This is a genomic window from Gemmatimonas sp. UBA7669, from assembly GCF_002483225.1.
In the GTDB taxonomy this organism is placed as follows: Bacteria; Gemmatimonadota; Gemmatimonadetes; order Gemmatimonadales; family Gemmatimonadaceae; genus Gemmatimonas.
Genome location: NZ_DLHL01000015.1, coordinates 34,211 through 51,607 on the forward strand (window position 1 = coordinate 34,211; position 17,397 = coordinate 51,607).

Below are 17,397 nucleotides of genomic sequence, written 5' to 3' on the forward strand. Positions count from 1 at the left end.
GCGCTGCATGATGCGGCAGGTGCGAATCAGAATCGGACCGTGACACCGAGTGATCCGTACCGATAGCTGTCGTTGGCGCGCTTGCCGCCAAACTGATTGACGGTCTGCTCGATGGTGCCGGCGCCGGACCACCCGTATTCCGCCACGATGCGCGTGATGGAGAGGCCGAAGGACGCGTTCACGAAAGCCGTGTTGCGCGAGACTTCGTTGCGCAGGCCATCGAGTGTCAACTGACTGCGCACCGGCAGGCCGGCGACGCTTTCATTGACCGCGGCACGCATGCCGGCGGTGCTCTCGATCTCGTCGCGGCCAACGCCCAGCGCCAGACCAAGCAGCGTAAAGCGCTTGCTGGCCACGAGGCGGTACGTGTTGGCGGTGACGGCCAGATTGCTGACGGTGAGCGAGTCGTTGCCCGGCAGGTAATCGAGTGTGACGGTGGGCAGCTTGCGCCGCATGGCGCTGAGGCTGACGCCCGGCACGAGGCTGGACTCCTGCAGCAATCCCACACGCAGTCCGTACGAGAACGCGAAGTTGCCGGACTGCGGCGCGAAGCGCAGTGCGCCCTCGGAGACATCGGGCAGATAGGTGGCGCCAAGCAGCACGTCCACACCGCCGATGTTGGTGAGACCCGCCGGCACGCCGGCAAACACACCAACCGCCGCGTCGACAGAAGGCACGGGCACGTAGGTGTCTTCGGCGCCGAAGTCGTCGCTGCGCGGACCCGTCACACTGAGCGGCACGGAGTTGCGCGGCAGTTGCCCCTGCACCGCCGTGAGTCGGAGGCTGATGGCGCGCTTGCCCCAGCCGCCCATGGTGCCACCCTCGCCCAGCACGGGGTTGCCGCCGGAAAGGGCGACTCCCACCTGAGGCATGACAAAGGCAAAGAGATCGCGCGCCTTGGTGCAGGCATCAGCGCCCACACTCGCGCCGGGCCCCACGGTGCAGGTACCGGCGCTGGTCTGCGCCTCTGCCGTGAACGGGCGCCACAGCAGCGTCGCAGCGGCTGCCATCGCAGCCACGGCCTGCCACCGCGCGGCGCGCATCAGGTGACCTGGCCGTCGAGGCGCACACGCCCCGTGCCGGGCACGACGCGACCCAACTCCCATGCGGCAATGCCCACCGACGCCGCACGCGACGTGATGTGCGAGACGTTGTCCCGCGATGTGATGACGACCATGCCCACCCCCATGTTGAAGGCCCGGAACATCTCGAGCGAGGCCACCTGCCCCGCCTCCGCGAGTACCCGGAACTCATTGGGGACGGTCCACGTGGAGGTATCCACGTCGGCATCCAAGGTGTGAGGCAGCGCACGGTTGAGATTGCCCGGCAGGCCGCCGCCGGTGATGTGCGCCATGGCGTGAATGTGCCCCAGCACCGGCTTGAGGCACGGCAGGTAGGAGCGATGCACCTTGAGCATGACGTCGGCCACGCTGGCACCGTCGGCGCCCGGGAAGGCGTCATGCACGCCGAGCTTGAGTCGCTCGGCAATGATGCGACGCGCCAGCGAGTAGCCGTTGGTGTGCAGGCCGTTGCCGCCCAGCGCCACCAGCACATCACCCTCCTGCACGCGCGCACTGCCCAGCACGGCGTCTTCCTCCACGATGCCGGTGATGAAACCGGCCAGATCGTAGTCGGGCGGCGTGTACACGCCGGGCATTTCGGCTGTTTCGCCACCAATCAGCGCGCATGCGTTCTCGCGGCAGCCCGCGGCAACACCGGCCACCACGCCTTCCACCACCGGCGGTTCGAGCTTGCCAAACGCCACGTAGTCGAGGAAGAACAGTGGCACGGCACCCTGCACCAGAATGTCATTGGTGCAGTGATTGACGAGGCAGTGGCCGATGGTGTCGTGGCGACCGGCTTCGATGGCGATCTTGATCTTGGTGCCCACACCGTCGGCGCTGGCCACCAGCAGCGGCGCCTTGTATCCCTCGGGCACACGGAACATGCCACCAAAGCCACCAAACGCGCCGCGCGCACCGGCCGTCATGGTGCTCTGCACCAGTTTGGCGAGACGATTCTTGGCGTCGTCGGCGGCGTCGATGTCCACGCCGGCACTGCGATAGTCGAGCGGCGCGCTGCTCTCTGGGTTGCTCATGCGCCGAGCTCCGTGTCAAAGGCCACCAGCTGACGGAATTCCTGGAGACGCTTGTCGATGTCCGCGCGCGTGATTTCGAGCAGACGCGCGTTGGAGAACTTCTCCACGGCAAACGAGCCCATGGCCGAGCCCACGACCACCGCACGACGCATGTTCTCGTCGCTCAGGTCGCCGGTTGCCGCGAGGTAGCCAATGAAACCACCGGCGAAGGAGTCACCAGCGCCCGTGGGGTCGAACACACTTTCCAGCGGATAGGCCGGCGCAAAGAAGATGCTCTCGCGCGTGAACATGAAGGCACCGTGCTCGCCCTTCTTGATGAGCACATGCTTGGGGCCCTTGTCCATGATCCAGCGCGCGGCCTGCACGAGATTGGTGTGCTCGGTGAGCTGGCGGGCTTCGGCGTCGTTGAGCGTAATGAGATCCACGTGGCCAAGCAGCTCCACCAGTTCCGGGCGACGCGACTCGATCCAGAAGTTCATCGTGTCGCAGGCCACGAGGCGCGGCTTCTCCACCTGCTCGAGCACCTGCAACTGCAGGCGCGGATCGATGTTGGCGAGAAACACAAACGGCGCGCGCTTGAACTGCTCAGGAATTTTCGGCCGAAAATGCGAGAACACGCCGAGGTGCGTTTCGAGCGTCTCGGCCGAGTTGAGATCGTGGCGATAGCGACCACGCCAGCGGAAGCTCGTGCCTTCGGCCTTTTCGAGTCCGGCCAGATCGACGCCGCGTGCGGCCAGCGGCTCGAGCTTCTCCACGGGGTAGTCGTCACCCACAACCCCCACGAGTTGCACGGGTGTGAAGTGACTGGCCGACGATGAGAAGTAGGTGCCGGAGCCACCAAGCACTTCGTCGGCCTTGCCGAATGGCGTCTCGACGGAATCGAGGGCCACCGAGCCGACGACAAGAACGGGATTCCTGATGCTGCCCGTGGCAGTACTCACATGCGCTCCGGCGCCGACAGTCCGAGAATGCGCAGACCGGCGGCAATACCGAGCTGCGAGGCACGCGCCAAGACGAGGCGCGCGCGGGTGATGGCCTCGGGCTCACCGAGGACGTGATGCTTGTGATACCAGGTGTGCGCGCAGCGCGCGGTCTCGAGCAGCCACCCGGCAATGCGGTGCGGCTCGAGATTCTCGGCAGCGCCCTTCACCATGGCCGGGAAGTCGAGCAGCTGCTTGACGAGCTCCACTTCGGCAGGCTCACTGAGCACACCGAGGTCCACGTCCTGGCCGGTCACCGTGGTGGCGTCGATTTCACCGACACGGAAGATGCCGCACATGCGCGCGTGCGCCATCTGGATGTAGTACACGGGGTTCTCTTCCGACTGGCTGCGCGCGAGGTCCACGTCGAACACCAGCTGGGAGTCACCCTTGCGCATGAGGTAGAAGTAGCGCACCGCGTCGCGGCCCACTTCGTCGATGAGATCGCGCACCGTGACGTACGAGCCGGCGCGCTTGGAGATCTTGACCTCCTCGCCGCTCTTCATGACGGTGACCATCTGGTGCAGCACGTAGTCGGGATAGCCCTCGGGAATACCGACGCCCAGCGCCTGCAACCCGGCGCGCACACGCGTGGTGGTGCTGTGGTGATCCGCACCCTGCACGTTGATGGCCCGCTTGTAGCCACGCTCCCACTTGGTGACGTGATACGCGACGTCGGGCACGAAGTAGGTGTAATCGCCGCCCTTGGCCGCGCTCTTCTTCATGACGCGATCCTTGTCGTCACCAAACGTGGTGGTGCGCAGGAACAGCGCGCCGTCTTCCTCGTAGGTGTGACCGGAGGCCTTGAGAGCTTCGACGGTCTTGTCGACGCGGCCGTCGGTGTAGAGCGAGCTTTCGAGGTAGTAGGTGTCGAACTTGACGCCAAAGGCCTGCAGGTCGAGATCCTGCTCATGACGCAGCGCGGCAACGGCAAAGGCGCGCATGGCGTCGAGGTCGTTGCCCTCGCGGTCCGCCGGATGCTGCGCGACGTAGCGCTCGGCAATTTCGCGAATGTACTCGCCGTGATAGCCACCCTCGGGAATCGCGAGCGGCTGGCCGGCCAACTCACGCACCCGGGCCTGTGTGCTCTTGGCGAGATTGGCGATCTGCGTGCCGGCGTCGTTGTAGTAGAACTCGCGATCGACGTTCCAGCCGGTCCACTCGAGCAGTGTGCTGATGGCGTCGCCGAGCGCCGCCTGTCGCCCGTGCCCCACATGCAGTGGACCGGTGGGGTTGGCGGAGACGAACTCCACACACACGCGCTGGTTGTGGCCCAGGTCCATGTGGCCCCACCGCTCGGGGGCGGCCAGAATCTGCAGCAGGCCGCGCGCCTGGAAACCGGGATCAAGACGGATGTTGACGAAGCCCGGTCCCGCGATGTCCGCCGACACGATGCCGACGCTGGACGTGTCGAGCGCGGCGATGAGCGCCTCGGCAATGTCGCGCGGCTTCTTGCCGAGCGGCTTGGCGAGCGTCATGGCGAGATTGGTGGCCCAATCACCGAAGGCCGGATCACGCGGGCGTTCGAGAATCGGGGAGACATCGTCGGGCGCACCGAGGGTACGCGCCGCGCGCGCCAGTTCGGCGCGCAGGGCTTCAGCCTGAGTCACGGCAGATGGTGCAAGAGGGCGTGCGACCGCGGCCGTCGAGCGCGTGAGCGCGCCCGACAGCGTGCGTCAGTCGGATTTGGTGGACGACGCGGCCGGACTGGCCGCGGGCTTGCTGTCGCTCTTGGTGCTTGAGGCGCTACCGGACGCGCTGTCGGACGACTTGCTGGACGTGTCGCCCTTGCTGCCACTCTCACCACCGGCCGCGGCACGCTGGTCCTTCTTGCCGTCCTTGCCGTAGTCGGTGATGTAGAAGCCGCTGCCCTTGAACAGCAGGCCGGCGCCACCGGAAATGATGCGCGTGGCCACGCGGCCGTCGTCGAGCGTGACGGAGTCGGGAACTTCGCTGATCTTGAAGATCCGCTCGATGATCGTGCCGTCGGGCGCGCGAAACTCGTAAGTTGGCATGGCTACGAAAGTTGGCTGAGGTCAAACAGCCTTGAAAGGTAGCCAGACCCGGGGCCGGGTTCAACGGCCCGAGCGGGGCCGTCTCAGCTGACCACGAGGGTGGGCGCGCCGGGGGTGTAGGTGACCGTGAACCGGGTCAGGTTGGTGGTCCGCTGCGGCGAATCAGGCAGGTTGATGCCCTGATTGTCGAACTCGGCGCCGTGATTGGGGCACTTGAAGCTGGTGCCGTTCACCACGTTGACGGTGGTGCCGGCGTGCGGGCATACCATGGAGAAGGCCGAGAAGCTGGTGGCGCTGGTGCGCACGACCGCCACTGGCGTGCCGGCCACATTGCCCACGCTGCCGGCGACCCCGCCCACATTGGCCAGCGCCGGCCAGGCGCCGATGTTCACGACCAGGCCCTGCGGCGTGACGGTCATGGTGACTGTGAGCGTGCGGGCGGTCACCCCGTTGGCGCTTACGGTGACGGTAGCCGTGAAGCTGCCCACCCCCGTGAGACTGGGATTGACCGTGAGGCGGAGGTCGGCGGGTGCGGTGGTCTGCGTGAGTTCCGTCGAGAGCCAACCGAACGAACCGGGCTCGTAGGCGATGCGCGCCGACAGTCCCGAGAGTGTGCCTCCGCCTCCATTGAGACAGCGTACCACCTGCACCGGCGGAATGGCGCCGGCGGTGGCGGCAAACTGCAGCGCGGTGGCCGAGAGCTGCAGGACGGCCGGCGCGTTCGGGTCTTGCACGACGAGGGCCACGGACACGGACTGCGCCCCATTGCTGGTGCCCGGCGCGGACACCACCACCGTGGCGCGGTAGCTGCCGGCCGGCAAGGTGCCGCGCTGCGCGGTGAGCGTGAGACGCGCGGGCGCGGTGGCGGCGTCGAGTGAGACGTTGAGCCAACCGGTGCGCTCATTGGGGGCGTAGCTCAAGCCCACCTGAATGCCGCTCAGGGTGCCACCGCCTTCGTTGTCAATGACGAGCGACTGCGACGGCGGCGCGGTGCCACCAATGGCCGCCGAGAAGGCGATGGTGGTGGCAGACAGGCTGAGTGCGGGTGGCAGTGGCGCCCCGCCAATGGTGAGCGTGCCGTTGGCATTACGGCGAATGCCGACGGGCGCGAGGCTGGCGGTGGCCTGTCCACCCAGCCAGGTGCCGTCGAGGGCAAATCGCGCACCGTGATTGGGACAGGCGAAGCCACTGGCCTCGGCGTTGACGATGGTGCCGCGGTGCGGACACACCAGAGAGAGGGCCCGATACGCCGCGTTGCCCGTGCGCTCCAGATAGATGGGCGCCGCCGCGCCGCGCGACACGATGGTGCGTCCGCCCACCTGCCCCAGCTCCGGCACGGTGGCCGGATCGAGCGTGAAGGTCTCGTTCGGGAATGGCAGGATCTGGTCGGGCCCGCTGATCACGCCGTCACCACAGGCGGCCATGGCCATTGCGCCAAGCGAAAGCCAGGACGCGGTGGCAAGAAATTCGCGGCGGTCCTGGCCAGCGCAACCAGCGCAGCCCTGGGGGCCAGCGGACGGCGGGGAATTGGAGTCGGGCATGACAGGCAGATCGGCGGACATGACGCCAAGTTGCATCCGCCCCGGTGTGTTCCGAAAGAGTCTCTTCGGTGCGCCGTGTCACAGATTGTTCTCTGTCATGCCTGCCTGGTGTCTCGCTCGCCGTCCCCCTGCCCCCGCCCATGTCCGCGCGCTGCCTACCTCGTCGACCCTTGAGCAGTTCTGTCGGTCCACACGGACCGGCACCGTCGCGCGCTGCGACCGCAGCCCTGGTGCTAGCGGCGCTGACGGGCGTGCTCATGTGTGGCCCACTCGCAGCGCAATCGGGTCCGCCACCGCTGTCCGGCCTGACCGGTGTGGGCGTATCGCGCGAACTGGCCGAGGCGCGGCGACAGACCCTCGAGGACCTGCGTTATGCGCTGTCGCTGCGTGTGTCGACGTCGGACACCGCGCATGGCGAGGTGACGGTGGAGTTCACCACACGCAGCACCGGCGATGTGGTGCTGGATTTTCGCGGGTTGTTTGTACATGGCGGCGAAGTGAACGGACAGGCGTGGAATGCGCGGGAGGCCTGGAACGGTCATCACCTGCTCGTGCCGTCACGTCTGCTGCAGGCCGGGCGCAACAGCGTGCGCCTGCGCTTCGGTTCAGCGGTGGCGTCGGCGGGCGCGGCGGTCATTCGCACCCAGGATGTGCGCGACAGCAGCACGTATCTGTACACCCTGCTCGTGCCGGCCGATGCCAATCTGCTGTTTCCCGTGTTCGACCAGCCCGACCTCAAGGCGCGGATTACCCTGTCGCTGAGCACTCCACCCATGTGGCGGGCGCTGTCGAATGCTGCGCTCGTATCGCGCGACAGCTCGGCCGCGCAGGTCGTTCATACCTTTGCACCAACGGTTCCCATCAGTACCTACCTGTTTGCGTTTGCAGCGGGGCCATGGGACGTACAGACACGCGAGCTGGCAATGCATGAGGGCGCGCCGGCGCAGCCCATGTCACTGTGGGTGAGACAGTCACGCGCGCGTGAAGCCGAGTCGGATACGCTGCTGCAGATGAATGCGCGGGCGCTGCGTTGGTTGGGGCAGTACTTCGGTGTGTCCTACCCCTTTGGCAAGTACGATCTGCTGCTGGCGCCGGCATTCCCGTTTGGCGGCATGGAGCATCCGGGGGCCGTGTTCTACAACGAGGAGAGCTTCATCTATCGCGAGCCGCCCACGGTCTCGCAGTTGCTGGGTCGTCAGGCCACCACCTTTCACGAAGTCGCGCATCAATGGTTTGGTGACTACGTCACCATGCGCTGGTTTGACGATCTGTGGCTCAAGGAGGGGTTTGCCACCTTCATGGCGGCGCGCATGCAGGCGGCGCTGCAGCCCGAGGCCAATGCGTGGAAGACGTTCTATCTGCGCAACAAGCCGGTGGCCTACGCCACGGATGTCACCTCGGGCACCACGCCGGTGTGGCAGTCGCTCGGCAATCTCGATCAGGCCAAGAGCAACTACGGGCCCATTGTCTACAACAAGGCGCCGTCGCTGCTCAGGCAGTTGGAGCATGTAGTCGGTGAGGCGGCCTTTCAGCGCGGCGTGCAGCAGTTCCAGCAGCAATATGCCTTTGGCAATGCCACGTGGCAGCAGTTGCTGGCCAGCATTGGTGCGGCCGCAGGTCGTGACCTGAGCGAGTGGGGACGGCAGTGGATGCTGCGTCCCGGTGTGCCCATCATCTCGCAGCATGTGCGGGTGGAGCGTGGGCGCATTGCGTCGCTGCGCCTCACGCAGCGACCCGCACAGCCTGCCCTGTCAGGCAGCGAGGCCTGGCCGCTCACGCTGCAACTGCGTCTCCACTATGTGGACCGCGCGCCGGTGCTGCTGCGTGTCGACGTAAACACGCATGACACGGACGTACCGGCGGCGCGTGGTTTGCCCGCACCCGCCTTCGTGTATGCCAACGACGGCGACTATGGCTACGCCGTGGTGCTGCCCGACTCGGCCAGCGTGTCGTGGCTCACGAGGGAGCTGCCGAGTGTGCGCGATGACCTGCTGCGCGCGCAGCTCTGGGGCGCACTGTGGGATCTGGTGCGCGATGCGCAACTCGACCCGCGTCGCTATGTGGCGGCGGTGCTGCGCGGTCTGCCGCTGGAGCGTGACGAGCAGATTGCGGCGAGTCTGGTGTCGCGGGCGGTGACGGCCACACAGCGCTATGTGCCGGCGGCCGGGCGCGATTCACTGGCAGCGGTGCTGCGCGCCACGTTGGCGGCGGGAGCGCAGGATGCTCGCCTGCCGTACGGGCAGCGCAAGGCGCAGTTCGATGCCTGGGTGAGTCTGGCGCGTGATGTGCCGTCGCTGGATTCGCTGCGCCGGTGGGTGACACGTGACTCGGTGTGGGGATTGCCGCTCCGGGCACCGACACAGTGGAGTCTGGTCCAGCAGTTGGTGGCGCGCGGCGCTGGTGATCACGCCGCGCTGATTGCCGACATGCGGCGACGCGATGCGTCGACGGAGGGGGCGCGTCAGGCCTTCGTGGCGGAGGCGGCGCGTCCCGACTCGGCGAGCAAGGCGACATTGTTTGCGCGCTGGTTCGGCGATGCCACACTCAATGAGGAATGGGTCACGTCAAGCTTGCGCACGTTTTTCGATGGTGATCAGGCGCTGTTGACCGCACCGTACGTGGTGCCGGCGTTGGACACCCTGCCGTGGATTCAGCAGAACCGGCGGATCTTTTTTCTGGGGAGTTGGCTTTCGGCGGTCATGGGCGGCCAGCGTTCGGCCGAAGCGCTCCGTGAGGTGGACGCGTGGCTGGCGGCGCATTCCATGCTGGCGCCGGATCTTCGCCAGAAGGTGTTACAGGCGCGGGATGAACTGGAACGTACGGTCCGGATTCTTGGCGCCGATTGGAATATCTCAACAACAAGATGACAGGCCCCTGCTGCGCTTGATCACGGCATCTCGCACTTGGTCCAGCGCAATCGCCATCTATTGCGATTCTTAGCTGTCCATCCCTCTGGCACTGGGACAAACAACGCTTAGCGTGGGTCGCAATCGCCACGGATGTACCGCGCGCGTCACGTTCCTGTGGCGCGTCCCGCCTTTGCGGTCCGTCCGTCCGATCGGTATTGCTGCCCCGCGTCGCGTCGACCGGATGCAGTCCCACCAAATACCCATCATCGGAGAATCCATGGGTAGGTTCCTCAGAGTCGCGACTGCGCTGGCTGCCGTCGCCTTGCTGCCGTTCCGTGCGGACGCGCAGACCCGTGATATCACGGGCAAGGTGACGATGGCCGGCACTGGTCAACCAATCGCGGAAGTCACGGTCAGTGTGGTCGGCACCCAGCTGGGTGTGCGCACCAATGAGCGCGGCGAGTATCGTCTGCGGGTGCCAACGGGCGAGGTGTCCATTTTGGCCCGCCAGCTCGGCTACAAGCGCGCGACGGTGCGTCTTGGCCCCAACGAGAGTGTGGCCAACTTCGAGCTGGAAAAGGACGTGCTGCAGCTGGAAGGCGTGACCGTGACGGGTCAGGCGACCACGGTGGATCGCCGGGTGGCGGCCACAGCCGTGGCGAGTGTCAATGCGGCCGAGCTCAATCGTGTGCCAGCGCGCTCCGTGGAAGGCAACTTGGCCGGCAAAGTGGCCGGCGCACGCATCTTCGACAACAGCGGTGCGCCGGGTGGTGGTGCTCAGGTGCAGATCCGTGGTGCCACGTCGGTGCTGGGTCAGGGTGACCCGCTCTATGTCGTGGACGGCGTGATCATTTCCAACGCCGGCATTTCGTCGGGTGCCTCGGCCATCACGCGCGCGAGTGGCACGACGGGTTCCAGCCAGGACCAGGTGGTGAACCGTCTGGCCGACCTCAACCCGAACGACATCGAGAGCATTGAAGTGCTCAAGTCGGCGGCGGCGACGGCCATTTATGGCTCGCGCGCCACGAACGGCGTGGTCGTGATCACGACCAAGAAGGGTTCGGCGGGCCAGACGCGCTGGAACATCACGCAGCGTGTGGGCACGCAGCAGTTGCTGCGCCCGCTTGGCCATCGCCAGTACGCCACGCTGGACGACGTGCTGCCGTTTGTTGGCGGCCCGGTGGGTGAGGCGGCAGCGCGCGCGGCCTGCAACCCGAACTGCACCAACTACAACTGGGAAGGCGACCTCTACGGCCGCACCGACCCGTCGTATGAAACGCTGCTGTCGGCCTCGGGCGGCGCGGGCAACACGCGCTACTTCGCGTCCATCAACGACCGTCAGGAGTCGGGCATTCAGATCAACACGGGCGCCCGTCGCACGGGTGGCCGCATCAATCTGGACCAGACGCTGACGAGCAAGTTGACGGCCAGCATGGGCATCGATGTGACGCGCAACTTCCTGCAGCGCGGCATCGGCAACAACAACAACGCCGGTGTGAGCCCCACGTACACCTTCGGCTATACGCCGGCGGTCGTGGACCTCAACACGAAGCTGGAGAACGGCCGCTATCCGCTGATGCCGTTTGACGGCGGCGGCTCGGGCACGGCGAACCCGTTCGAGGTGCTGCGCGCCATCGAGAGCAACGAAACGGTGTTCCGTCAGGCGGGCAATCTGCGCCTCAACTACGCCGCCGTGAGCACGGCCCGGCACAGCGTGCAGGTGTCCACACTGTTCGGCTTCGACCGTTTCCAGCAGGAAGGCGTGCAGTACTCGCCCAACTACCTGCAGTTCGAGCCCGCCGACGGCTTCCTGGGCACGGCCGGTCAGAACAACGTGTCGAGCCTGCAGACCAACAACGGCGTGAACGCCGTGTGGACGTGGACGCCGGCCACGAGCTGGGTGACCTCCTTCACCACCTCGGTGGGTGGCACCTATGAGCGGCAGAAGCAGGAGATCTATCGTATTCGCGGCCGCGGCCTGCTGCCCACGCGCAAGACGGCGGCCGGTGCGGCCGACGTCGCCACGGAGGACACGCGCAACGAGTTCCGCGACCAGTCGTACTATGTGAACGAGCAGGTGCTGCTGTTCGACGAACGCCTGGCCCTCAACGCCGGCTTCCGCGCCGACCGTTCGAGTGCCAACGGTGACCGCGAGAAGTACTTCATGTTCCCGAAGTACTCGGGCTCCTACCGCTTCGTGAAGCCCCTCTCGGACAAGATCGACGAGATCAAGTTCCGTGGCGCCTGGGGTCAGTCGGGCAACCGTCCGCGCTACGGCGATCGCGACATCCTCTACGCCGACGGCGGCATCATTGCGGGCCAGGGCTCGCTCGTGTCGGCCAGTCTGCTGGGCAATACGAACATCAAGCCCGAGGTCATGAACGAGCTCGAGTTCGGTGCCGACGCCGCGTTCCTCAACTCGCGTTTGGCCTTCGAGTTCACGCGCTACCAGCGCAAGATCACCGACCTGCTGCTGACCTTCCCGCTGCCGCCCTCGTCGGGTCTGGGCAACCAGATCATCAACGGCGGTCAGCTGTCGGTGCTGGGCACGGAAGCGGTGGTGTCCTTCGTGCCGGTGAAGCGCAACAAGTTCGAGTGGGCCAGCCGCATCATCTACAACGCGAACGTGCAGTACACGAACGACATTCCGGTGCCGGCCTTCCCGGTACCCGGCTCGTTCGGCGCGGCCTACGGCCGCAACCGCATCACGGCCAATACGCGCTCGTCGTACATCTGGTCGAATGCGCCATACGGTGCGAACGGCGCGGTGCGCGACACGATCACGTACGACTCCAACCCGATCCACACGACCACGTGGAACAACGATTTCACGATCGGTCGCTTCACGGTGTCGGCCCTGCTCGACTAGCGCGCGGGTGGCGCGGTGTCGAACATGACGAACAACCTGTGGGACGAGGGCGGCAACTCGCGTGACTACGATGCTGCGGCGCCGGCCACGATCATCCCGGCCAGTGGCAACGCCCCGGCGTCGGCCGCCTGCGGCAACCGCACGCTGGGCGACTGCCGCTACTTCACGTTCAACGGCGGCGACACGCGCGTGTACATGCAGAACGGCTCGTACGTGAAGCTGCGCGAGATCACGGTGAACTATCAGGCGCCGGATTCGTGGGCGCAGAAGCTGCCGGGTGCCAAGTCCCTGCGCTTCAACCTCAGCGGCCGTAACCTGGCCCTGTGGTCGGACTACTGGGGCTACGACCCCGAGTTCAACAACTTCGGCAATACGAACTTCAACCGGTTCATCGATCTGGCGCCGTTCCCGCCCAGCCGCCAGTTCTTCTTCACGGTCGACGTGGGGTTCTAAGACATGACGACCAACCAACTTTCGGGCGCTTCGCGCATGAGTCCTGCCACACTGCGCACTGTGGGTGCGCTGTCCCTCGCGTCTCTTTCGCTGGCGGCCTGCAGCAAGGACACGCTCAACGTCACCAACCCCAACACGCCCTCGGTGGCGGGCGCCAGCAGCGACCCGCAGGCTCTGCAGCTGTTGGCCACGGGTCTGATTCGGCAGAACCGCAACAGCCGTGGTGGTTTCATCACCGAGACGGGCCGATTCGGGCGTGAAGCCTACGTGTACACGCCGCAGGAAGGGCGTAACACCTCGGCCTACCTCATCGGCATCTCGGGGCAGAACCGCCTCGACCCGGCGGGCTTCGCAGTGGGCAGCTGGGGCGGCCCCTACGGCAACCTGCGTGACGTGTTCAACTTCAAGAACACCGTCAACGCCTCGACGCTCACGGCCGAGCAGAAGCGGGCGGCGCTGGGTTTTGCCAAGACCATCGAGGGCATTGAGCTGCTCACGGTGATTGCCACGCGCGACACCATCGGTGCCGTGGTGCAGATCAACCAGGATGCCACGCAGCTGGCGCCGTTTGTCAGCCGCGACTCGACCTACAAGTACATCCTGAACACGCTGGACGAAGCGGCGGCCGACCTGGCGGCTGGCGGATCGGCGTTCCCGTTTGCCCTCAACTCGGGGTTTACGGGCTTCAACACGCCGGCCACCTTCCGCCAGTTCAACCGCGCCATCGCGGCGCGGGCCGCGGCCTACTATGCCACGGCTGGCGGCGGTGCGACGGCGTGGACGCGGGCGCGGCAGGCCATCGACGCCTCGTTCGTCAACATCAACGCCACCTCGGCGGCGCAGTACAACGTGGGCGTGTATCACCCCTACGCCGGCTCGCCGGACGCGCCGAACCCGCTCGCACAGGCGACGAACACCGACCTGTACGCGCACATGTCCATTGAGGCCGACGCGCCGCTCAAGGCCGACGGCAGCAAGGACAACCGCTTCGTGGCCAAGATCGGCAGCCGGCCCACGCGTAACGCGCCGCAGGGGCTTGGCGTGGCATCATCGCTGGGCTTCAACATCTACCCGGCCATCACCACGCCCATCCCGATCATCCGCAACGAGGAGCTCATCCTCCTCCGCGCCGAGATCCTGCTGGCTACCGGTGACAAGACCGGCGCGATTGCGATGATCAACAACATCCGCGTGAACTCGGGTGGGCTCGCGCCCACGACGCTGACTGCCGCCTCACCGGATGCGGACATCGTCACGGAAATCCTCGTGCAGAAGCGCTACTCGCTGCTGCTTGAGGGCCACCGGTGGATCGACATGCGGCGGTACGGCCGCCTCAACCAGCTGCCGCGTGACCTCACGACGGGCGTGAACGCGCACTTCGTGGCGCGGGTGCAGCCGCTGCCGCAGGCCGAGTGCCTGCAGCGGGTTGGCCAGTCCGGCGCGCTGGCGGGCCCGGGCTGCTGAGCCTGAGTCCATGATGGGTCAAACGCCCCGATCGCCGAAAGGCGGTCGGGGCGTTTGCTTTGGTGTTGTAGACTCGGAACTCATGAACTTGAACTCAAAGCTCAGCGCTCACCGACAGTCCGGTCAGCGCTGAGCTTTGCGTTGAAGGAATGAGTTGCGAGTTGCACGAACTCAAAACTCGAAACCTGAACCCAGAACTCGAAACCGATCAGTTCCGAGTTTTGAGTTCGAGTTCCGAGTCCTGGGTTTGTTTCTCAGTACCCGTCGCGGGTCCAGACCGCAACAACGCCGCAGCGCCTGTCGACGCCACCGAACTGCGGGGGGACAGTCGCCGCACCCGAGTACACTTCAATGCCGGCGATCTGCTTGGGTGGCGGCAGCAGGTCGAGATTGAAGTAGCGCGGCAGAATGATGCCATCGAGCAGAACCTGCATGGGGCAGTAGTTCTGCTGCTGATTGCCGTCGAACCCACCGCCCTCACGGCGGCTGTACACCTGCGTGCCACCAAAGGCCTGCGTGGTGTTGACTGCCACCTGGACGCCGCGCATGTAGCGCATGAAATCCGAGGTCTGGATGGAGCCACGCCTTTCGATTTCTTCCTGCGTCACGAACTGTCCGATGCCCTGCTGACGGCGCTGCTCGAAGTCCAGCATGCGCATCGTGACACGGCGTCCCTGCGTGCGCACGGTGTCGAGCAGGTAGTTGCTGCGCAGCAGGGTGTACGACAGCCGCAGCGTGTCCTTCTCCGGCACATCGATGATGCCCGACGTGGGCGCAAAGCCCACGCGGCGCACCACCAGCAAGTACTGACCGGGCGGCACCTGCATCATGCGAAAACGGCCGTTCTCACCCGTCACCACACGCGCGCCAGTGCCCACCACCGACACGTCGGCCGAGCCGAGCGGATTCAGGAGCGTGTCGGTGACGAGACCGTCGATGACCGAGAAGCGGTCGGCGTCGCGCACGGCATTCTGTGCCTGCTCCTGGCGCGCGCGGTCCTGCACGGAGGTGCGCTGCTGTGCGGCCAGTACCGACGGCAGGCCCAGCATCATGACGGCCGCCCCGGCCAGCGCGGCCGCGCGAAAATGTCCTTGCGGGTTCATAGGGAAAAGATACTCGCCGAGCCCCCGGGAAAGATCCCTTGGGGCGCGCTCTTAGCGTCGCGCCAGGTCCCCACAGGCCACGATGATGCTCATGGCTGCGGCGGCGTCGTGGATGTTCACGTAGTAGGTGCTGGTATCGGCAAAGACGGCCGGGACGGTGGCTTTGGCCGAGCCGTTGCCCTTGGCATCGATGGTGATGGGTGTATAGGCCCGGCCGCCGCCAAACACACCGCCGGACTTGCTACAGCTGCCAACGTGTACGTGCCATGGGCGGGTGGCGCCGGGGGTATCGCCGGAAAGCTGCACACTCACCTCGACGCCCTTGCCATCGGCGGTGGGCACGGCGGTGGCGGTACCTGACACCTTTCGTCCCTCGCGGCCGGTCAGCGTGGCGGCCCAATCACGAACGCGCGGGGTGGCGGAGAGGCTGGCGGCACCGACTGTCAGGAGGCCGAGCACAGCGAGAGTGCGTGCAGGCCGCGCGGACGCTGCGGAACGCCACAGGTGGCGAGTCATGGGAGCTCCGTGAGTTGGTTTGCGGTGGGAGGTCGCCGCCTTTCGGAGACGGACGTTCAGCGGCGACGGCGCTTGGGCGCCATGAGAAAAGTAGCCAGGGCGAGCACAAGCACCACAGCAAGCACAGCCAGCATGACGAGCCCGCGCGTGCGCCCCTGCGGCAGGAACCAACTGGCGATCAGGAACGGAACAGCCGCGATGACAAGCCGCAGGAACTGCCGATCCGCCCACTGCGGCACAATGCGCGTGCTGCGTGGCGCGAGTCCCGTGCGATACTCCGCCTCGGCGGCCAGTGCGAAAATGCGATCCTCGATGCGCCGCCACACCTGCCCCACGCGCCACGCCACGGCTCAGCTGCGCTCCACGATACGATCGATGAGGAAGCTGGACTGCACCAGCGCCTCAGCGGTGAAGTCGCCGAAGAATTCGCGCACCTCGTGAAACAGCGACGCGAACGCCGCCTGATCGGCGTTGGCGATGACCGCCGCGAGTTCCTGTGTGGCCGCGCCAAACGCGGCCGTCACGTCACCGGTGCGTGGATTGCGCATCTCGATGGGGCCGTAAAGCGCGGGGTCCTGCGCGAAGTGCCGCGCCGCCACGTAGAGCTCGAGCAGATAGGCCGGCGAGGTGAAGGGCATGGTTTCCGACGGCGGCACGCCGAGCCGCGCGAGTGTGAGGCCCAGCACCTGCGTCTGGAAATGCGTGAGCACCTGCACGATGGCCATGGCGCGGTCGTGCTGCTCAGGCGTGGCTTCCGTGGTGACCAGACCACGCGCCGTGAACGTATGCTGCACCCAGTCAAACCAGGCGTCGCCCCGGCCCCGACACAGCACCACACGCTGACCCTGCAGCGTGTGCACGCTGGGCCCGAACATGGGGTGCGTGCCCACCACACTCGCAGCGGTATGTGCGAGCATGGCGGCCATGGGCTCGGCCTTGATGCTGGTGACGTCCATGAGCAGCGCGTCACCATTCAGATGCGGACCAACTTCCTGAATGACGGACACCGTGTGCTCGATGGGCACACTCACCACCACCACATCGGCCGCGGTTGCGGCCTCAGCCGCACGCAAGGTGGTGTCGGTATCGACGACGAGCAGTTGATGCCCCAGGTCGCCGAAGAGCCGCACGAAGAGCCGCCCGATCTTGCCATGTCCACCAATGACGGCCACGGTACGCGGCGCTTCGCTGAGCGGAATCTCGGCGCGCAACGCGGCCTGATGATCGCGGCTGGAGCGCAGCAGCACACGGAAGATGGACTCGATTTCTCCGGCAGGCAGCCCGAGCTCGAGCGCGCGCTCATGGCGGTCGCGCAAGACGTCGTGCTCACGCTGCGCGTCGCGAATGCGAATGCCGTGTGCGCGCTTGTAGGCGGCCACTTCGGCCACCAGGGCCATGCGCCGCGCGAGAATCTGCATGAGGTCGCGATCGAGCGCGTCGATCATGGCGCGCAGCACAGACAGTGTGCGCGGTGGCGCGCTGGCGGCCTCGCTGCTCACGTGCGTTTGC

Annotated in this window: 14 protein-coding genes; 4 read left to right on the forward strand and 10 right to left on the reverse strand. The window is 66.2% G+C overall.

What is annotated here, in order from left to right:
* Positions 1–26: 26 nt before the first annotated feature.
* From B2747_RS05090 to B2747_RS05115, 6 genes are all read right to left on the reverse strand, one after another.
* Entirely contained in the window at positions 27–1,043 is a 1,017-nt protein-coding gene (locus B2747_RS05090; RefSeq protein ID WP_291157453.1) for a hypothetical protein, read from the reverse strand.
* Complete coding sequence (purM, locus tag B2747_RS05095; RefSeq protein WP_291157455.1) at positions 1,043–2,098, reverse strand: phosphoribosylformylglycinamidine cyclo-ligase; 1,056 nt, start codon at positions 2,096–2,098, stop codon at positions 1,043–1,045. Before purM ends, B2747_RS05090 begins: the two co-directional genes overlap by 1 nt.
* On the reverse strand, positions 2,095–3,039 hold the full coding sequence (locus tag B2747_RS05100; RefSeq protein WP_291157457.1) for a PfkB family carbohydrate kinase: 945 nt from the start codon (positions 3,037–3,039) through the stop codon (positions 2,095–2,097). The genes purM and B2747_RS05100 overlap by 4 nt, the downstream gene beginning before the upstream one ends.
* Positions 3,036–4,688 carry an arginine--tRNA ligase gene (gene argS / locus B2747_RS05105; RefSeq protein ID WP_291157459.1) on the reverse strand — a complete coding sequence of 551 codons (1,653 nt, stop codon included), beginning with the start codon at positions 4,686–4,688 and terminating at the stop codon, positions 3,036–3,038. Before argS ends, B2747_RS05100 begins: the two co-directional genes overlap by 4 nt.
* Positions 4,689–4,754: 66 nt before the next feature.
* Positions 4,755–5,093, reverse strand: coding sequence for an FmdB family zinc ribbon protein (locus tag B2747_RS05110; RefSeq protein WP_291157461.1), 339 nt, complete (start codon positions 5,091–5,093; stop codon positions 4,755–4,757).
* An 83-nt stretch (positions 5,094–5,176) separates the two neighbouring features.
* Positions 5,177–6,655, reverse strand: a complete 1,479-nt coding sequence (locus B2747_RS05115; protein WP_291157463.1) for a ubiquinol-cytochrome c reductase iron-sulfur subunit — start codon at positions 6,653–6,655, stop codon at positions 5,177–5,179.
* A gap of 149 nt (positions 6,656–6,804) precedes the next feature.
* Between B2747_RS05115 and B2747_RS05120 the strand changes: the two genes are divergently transcribed.
* From B2747_RS05120 to B2747_RS05135, 4 genes are all read left to right on the forward strand, one after another.
* Positions 6,805–9,501, forward strand: coding sequence for a M1 family metallopeptidase (locus B2747_RS05120; RefSeq protein ID WP_291157465.1), 2,697 nt, complete (start codon positions 6,805–6,807; stop codon positions 9,499–9,501).
* A gap of 259 nt (positions 9,502–9,760) precedes the next feature.
* A complete protein-coding gene (locus B2747_RS05125) occupies positions 9,761–12,352 on the forward strand; it encodes a SusC/RagA family TonB-linked outer membrane protein (protein WP_291157467.1) in 2,592 nt (863 codons plus the stop codon).
* 24 nt (positions 12,353–12,376) lie between these two features.
* The gene (locus tag B2747_RS05130) at positions 12,377–12,805 is read left to right on the forward strand and encodes a hypothetical protein (RefSeq protein WP_291157469.1); all 429 of its coding nucleotides are present in this window, start codon (positions 12,377–12,379) and stop codon (positions 12,803–12,805) included.
* Positions 12,806–12,841: 36 nt separating this feature from the next.
* On the forward strand, positions 12,842–14,269 hold the full coding sequence (locus tag B2747_RS05135; protein ID WP_291157471.1) for a RagB/SusD family nutrient uptake outer membrane protein: 1,428 nt from the start codon (positions 12,842–12,844) through the stop codon (positions 14,267–14,269).
* Positions 14,270–14,523: 254 nt separating this feature from the next.
* Here B2747_RS05135 and B2747_RS05140 read toward each other — a convergent pair whose 3' ends face one another.
* From B2747_RS05140 to tyrA, 4 genes are read right to left on the reverse strand one after another with little or no spacing between them, the layout of a single operon-like run.
* Positions 14,524–15,372, reverse strand: coding sequence for a carboxypeptidase-like regulatory domain-containing protein (locus B2747_RS05140; RefSeq protein ID WP_291157473.1), 849 nt, complete (start codon positions 15,370–15,372; stop codon positions 14,524–14,526).
* 51 nt (positions 15,373–15,423) lie between these two features.
* Positions 15,424–15,888 (reverse strand): CHRD domain-containing protein, encoded by a 465-nt coding sequence (locus tag B2747_RS05145; RefSeq protein WP_291157475.1) that lies wholly within the window; start codon positions 15,886–15,888, stop codon positions 15,424–15,426.
* A gap of 56 nt (positions 15,889–15,944) precedes the next feature.
* Positions 15,945–16,235, reverse strand: a complete 291-nt coding sequence (locus B2747_RS05150; protein WP_291157476.1) for a hypothetical protein — start codon at positions 16,233–16,235, stop codon at positions 15,945–15,947.
* Positions 16,236–16,238: 3 nt separating this feature from the next.
* A complete protein-coding gene (gene tyrA, locus B2747_RS05155; protein ID WP_291157478.1) occupies positions 16,239–17,387 on the reverse strand; it encodes a bifunctional chorismate mutase/prephenate dehydrogenase in 1,149 nt (382 codons plus the stop codon).
* Positions 17,388–17,397: the final 10 nt, after the last annotated feature.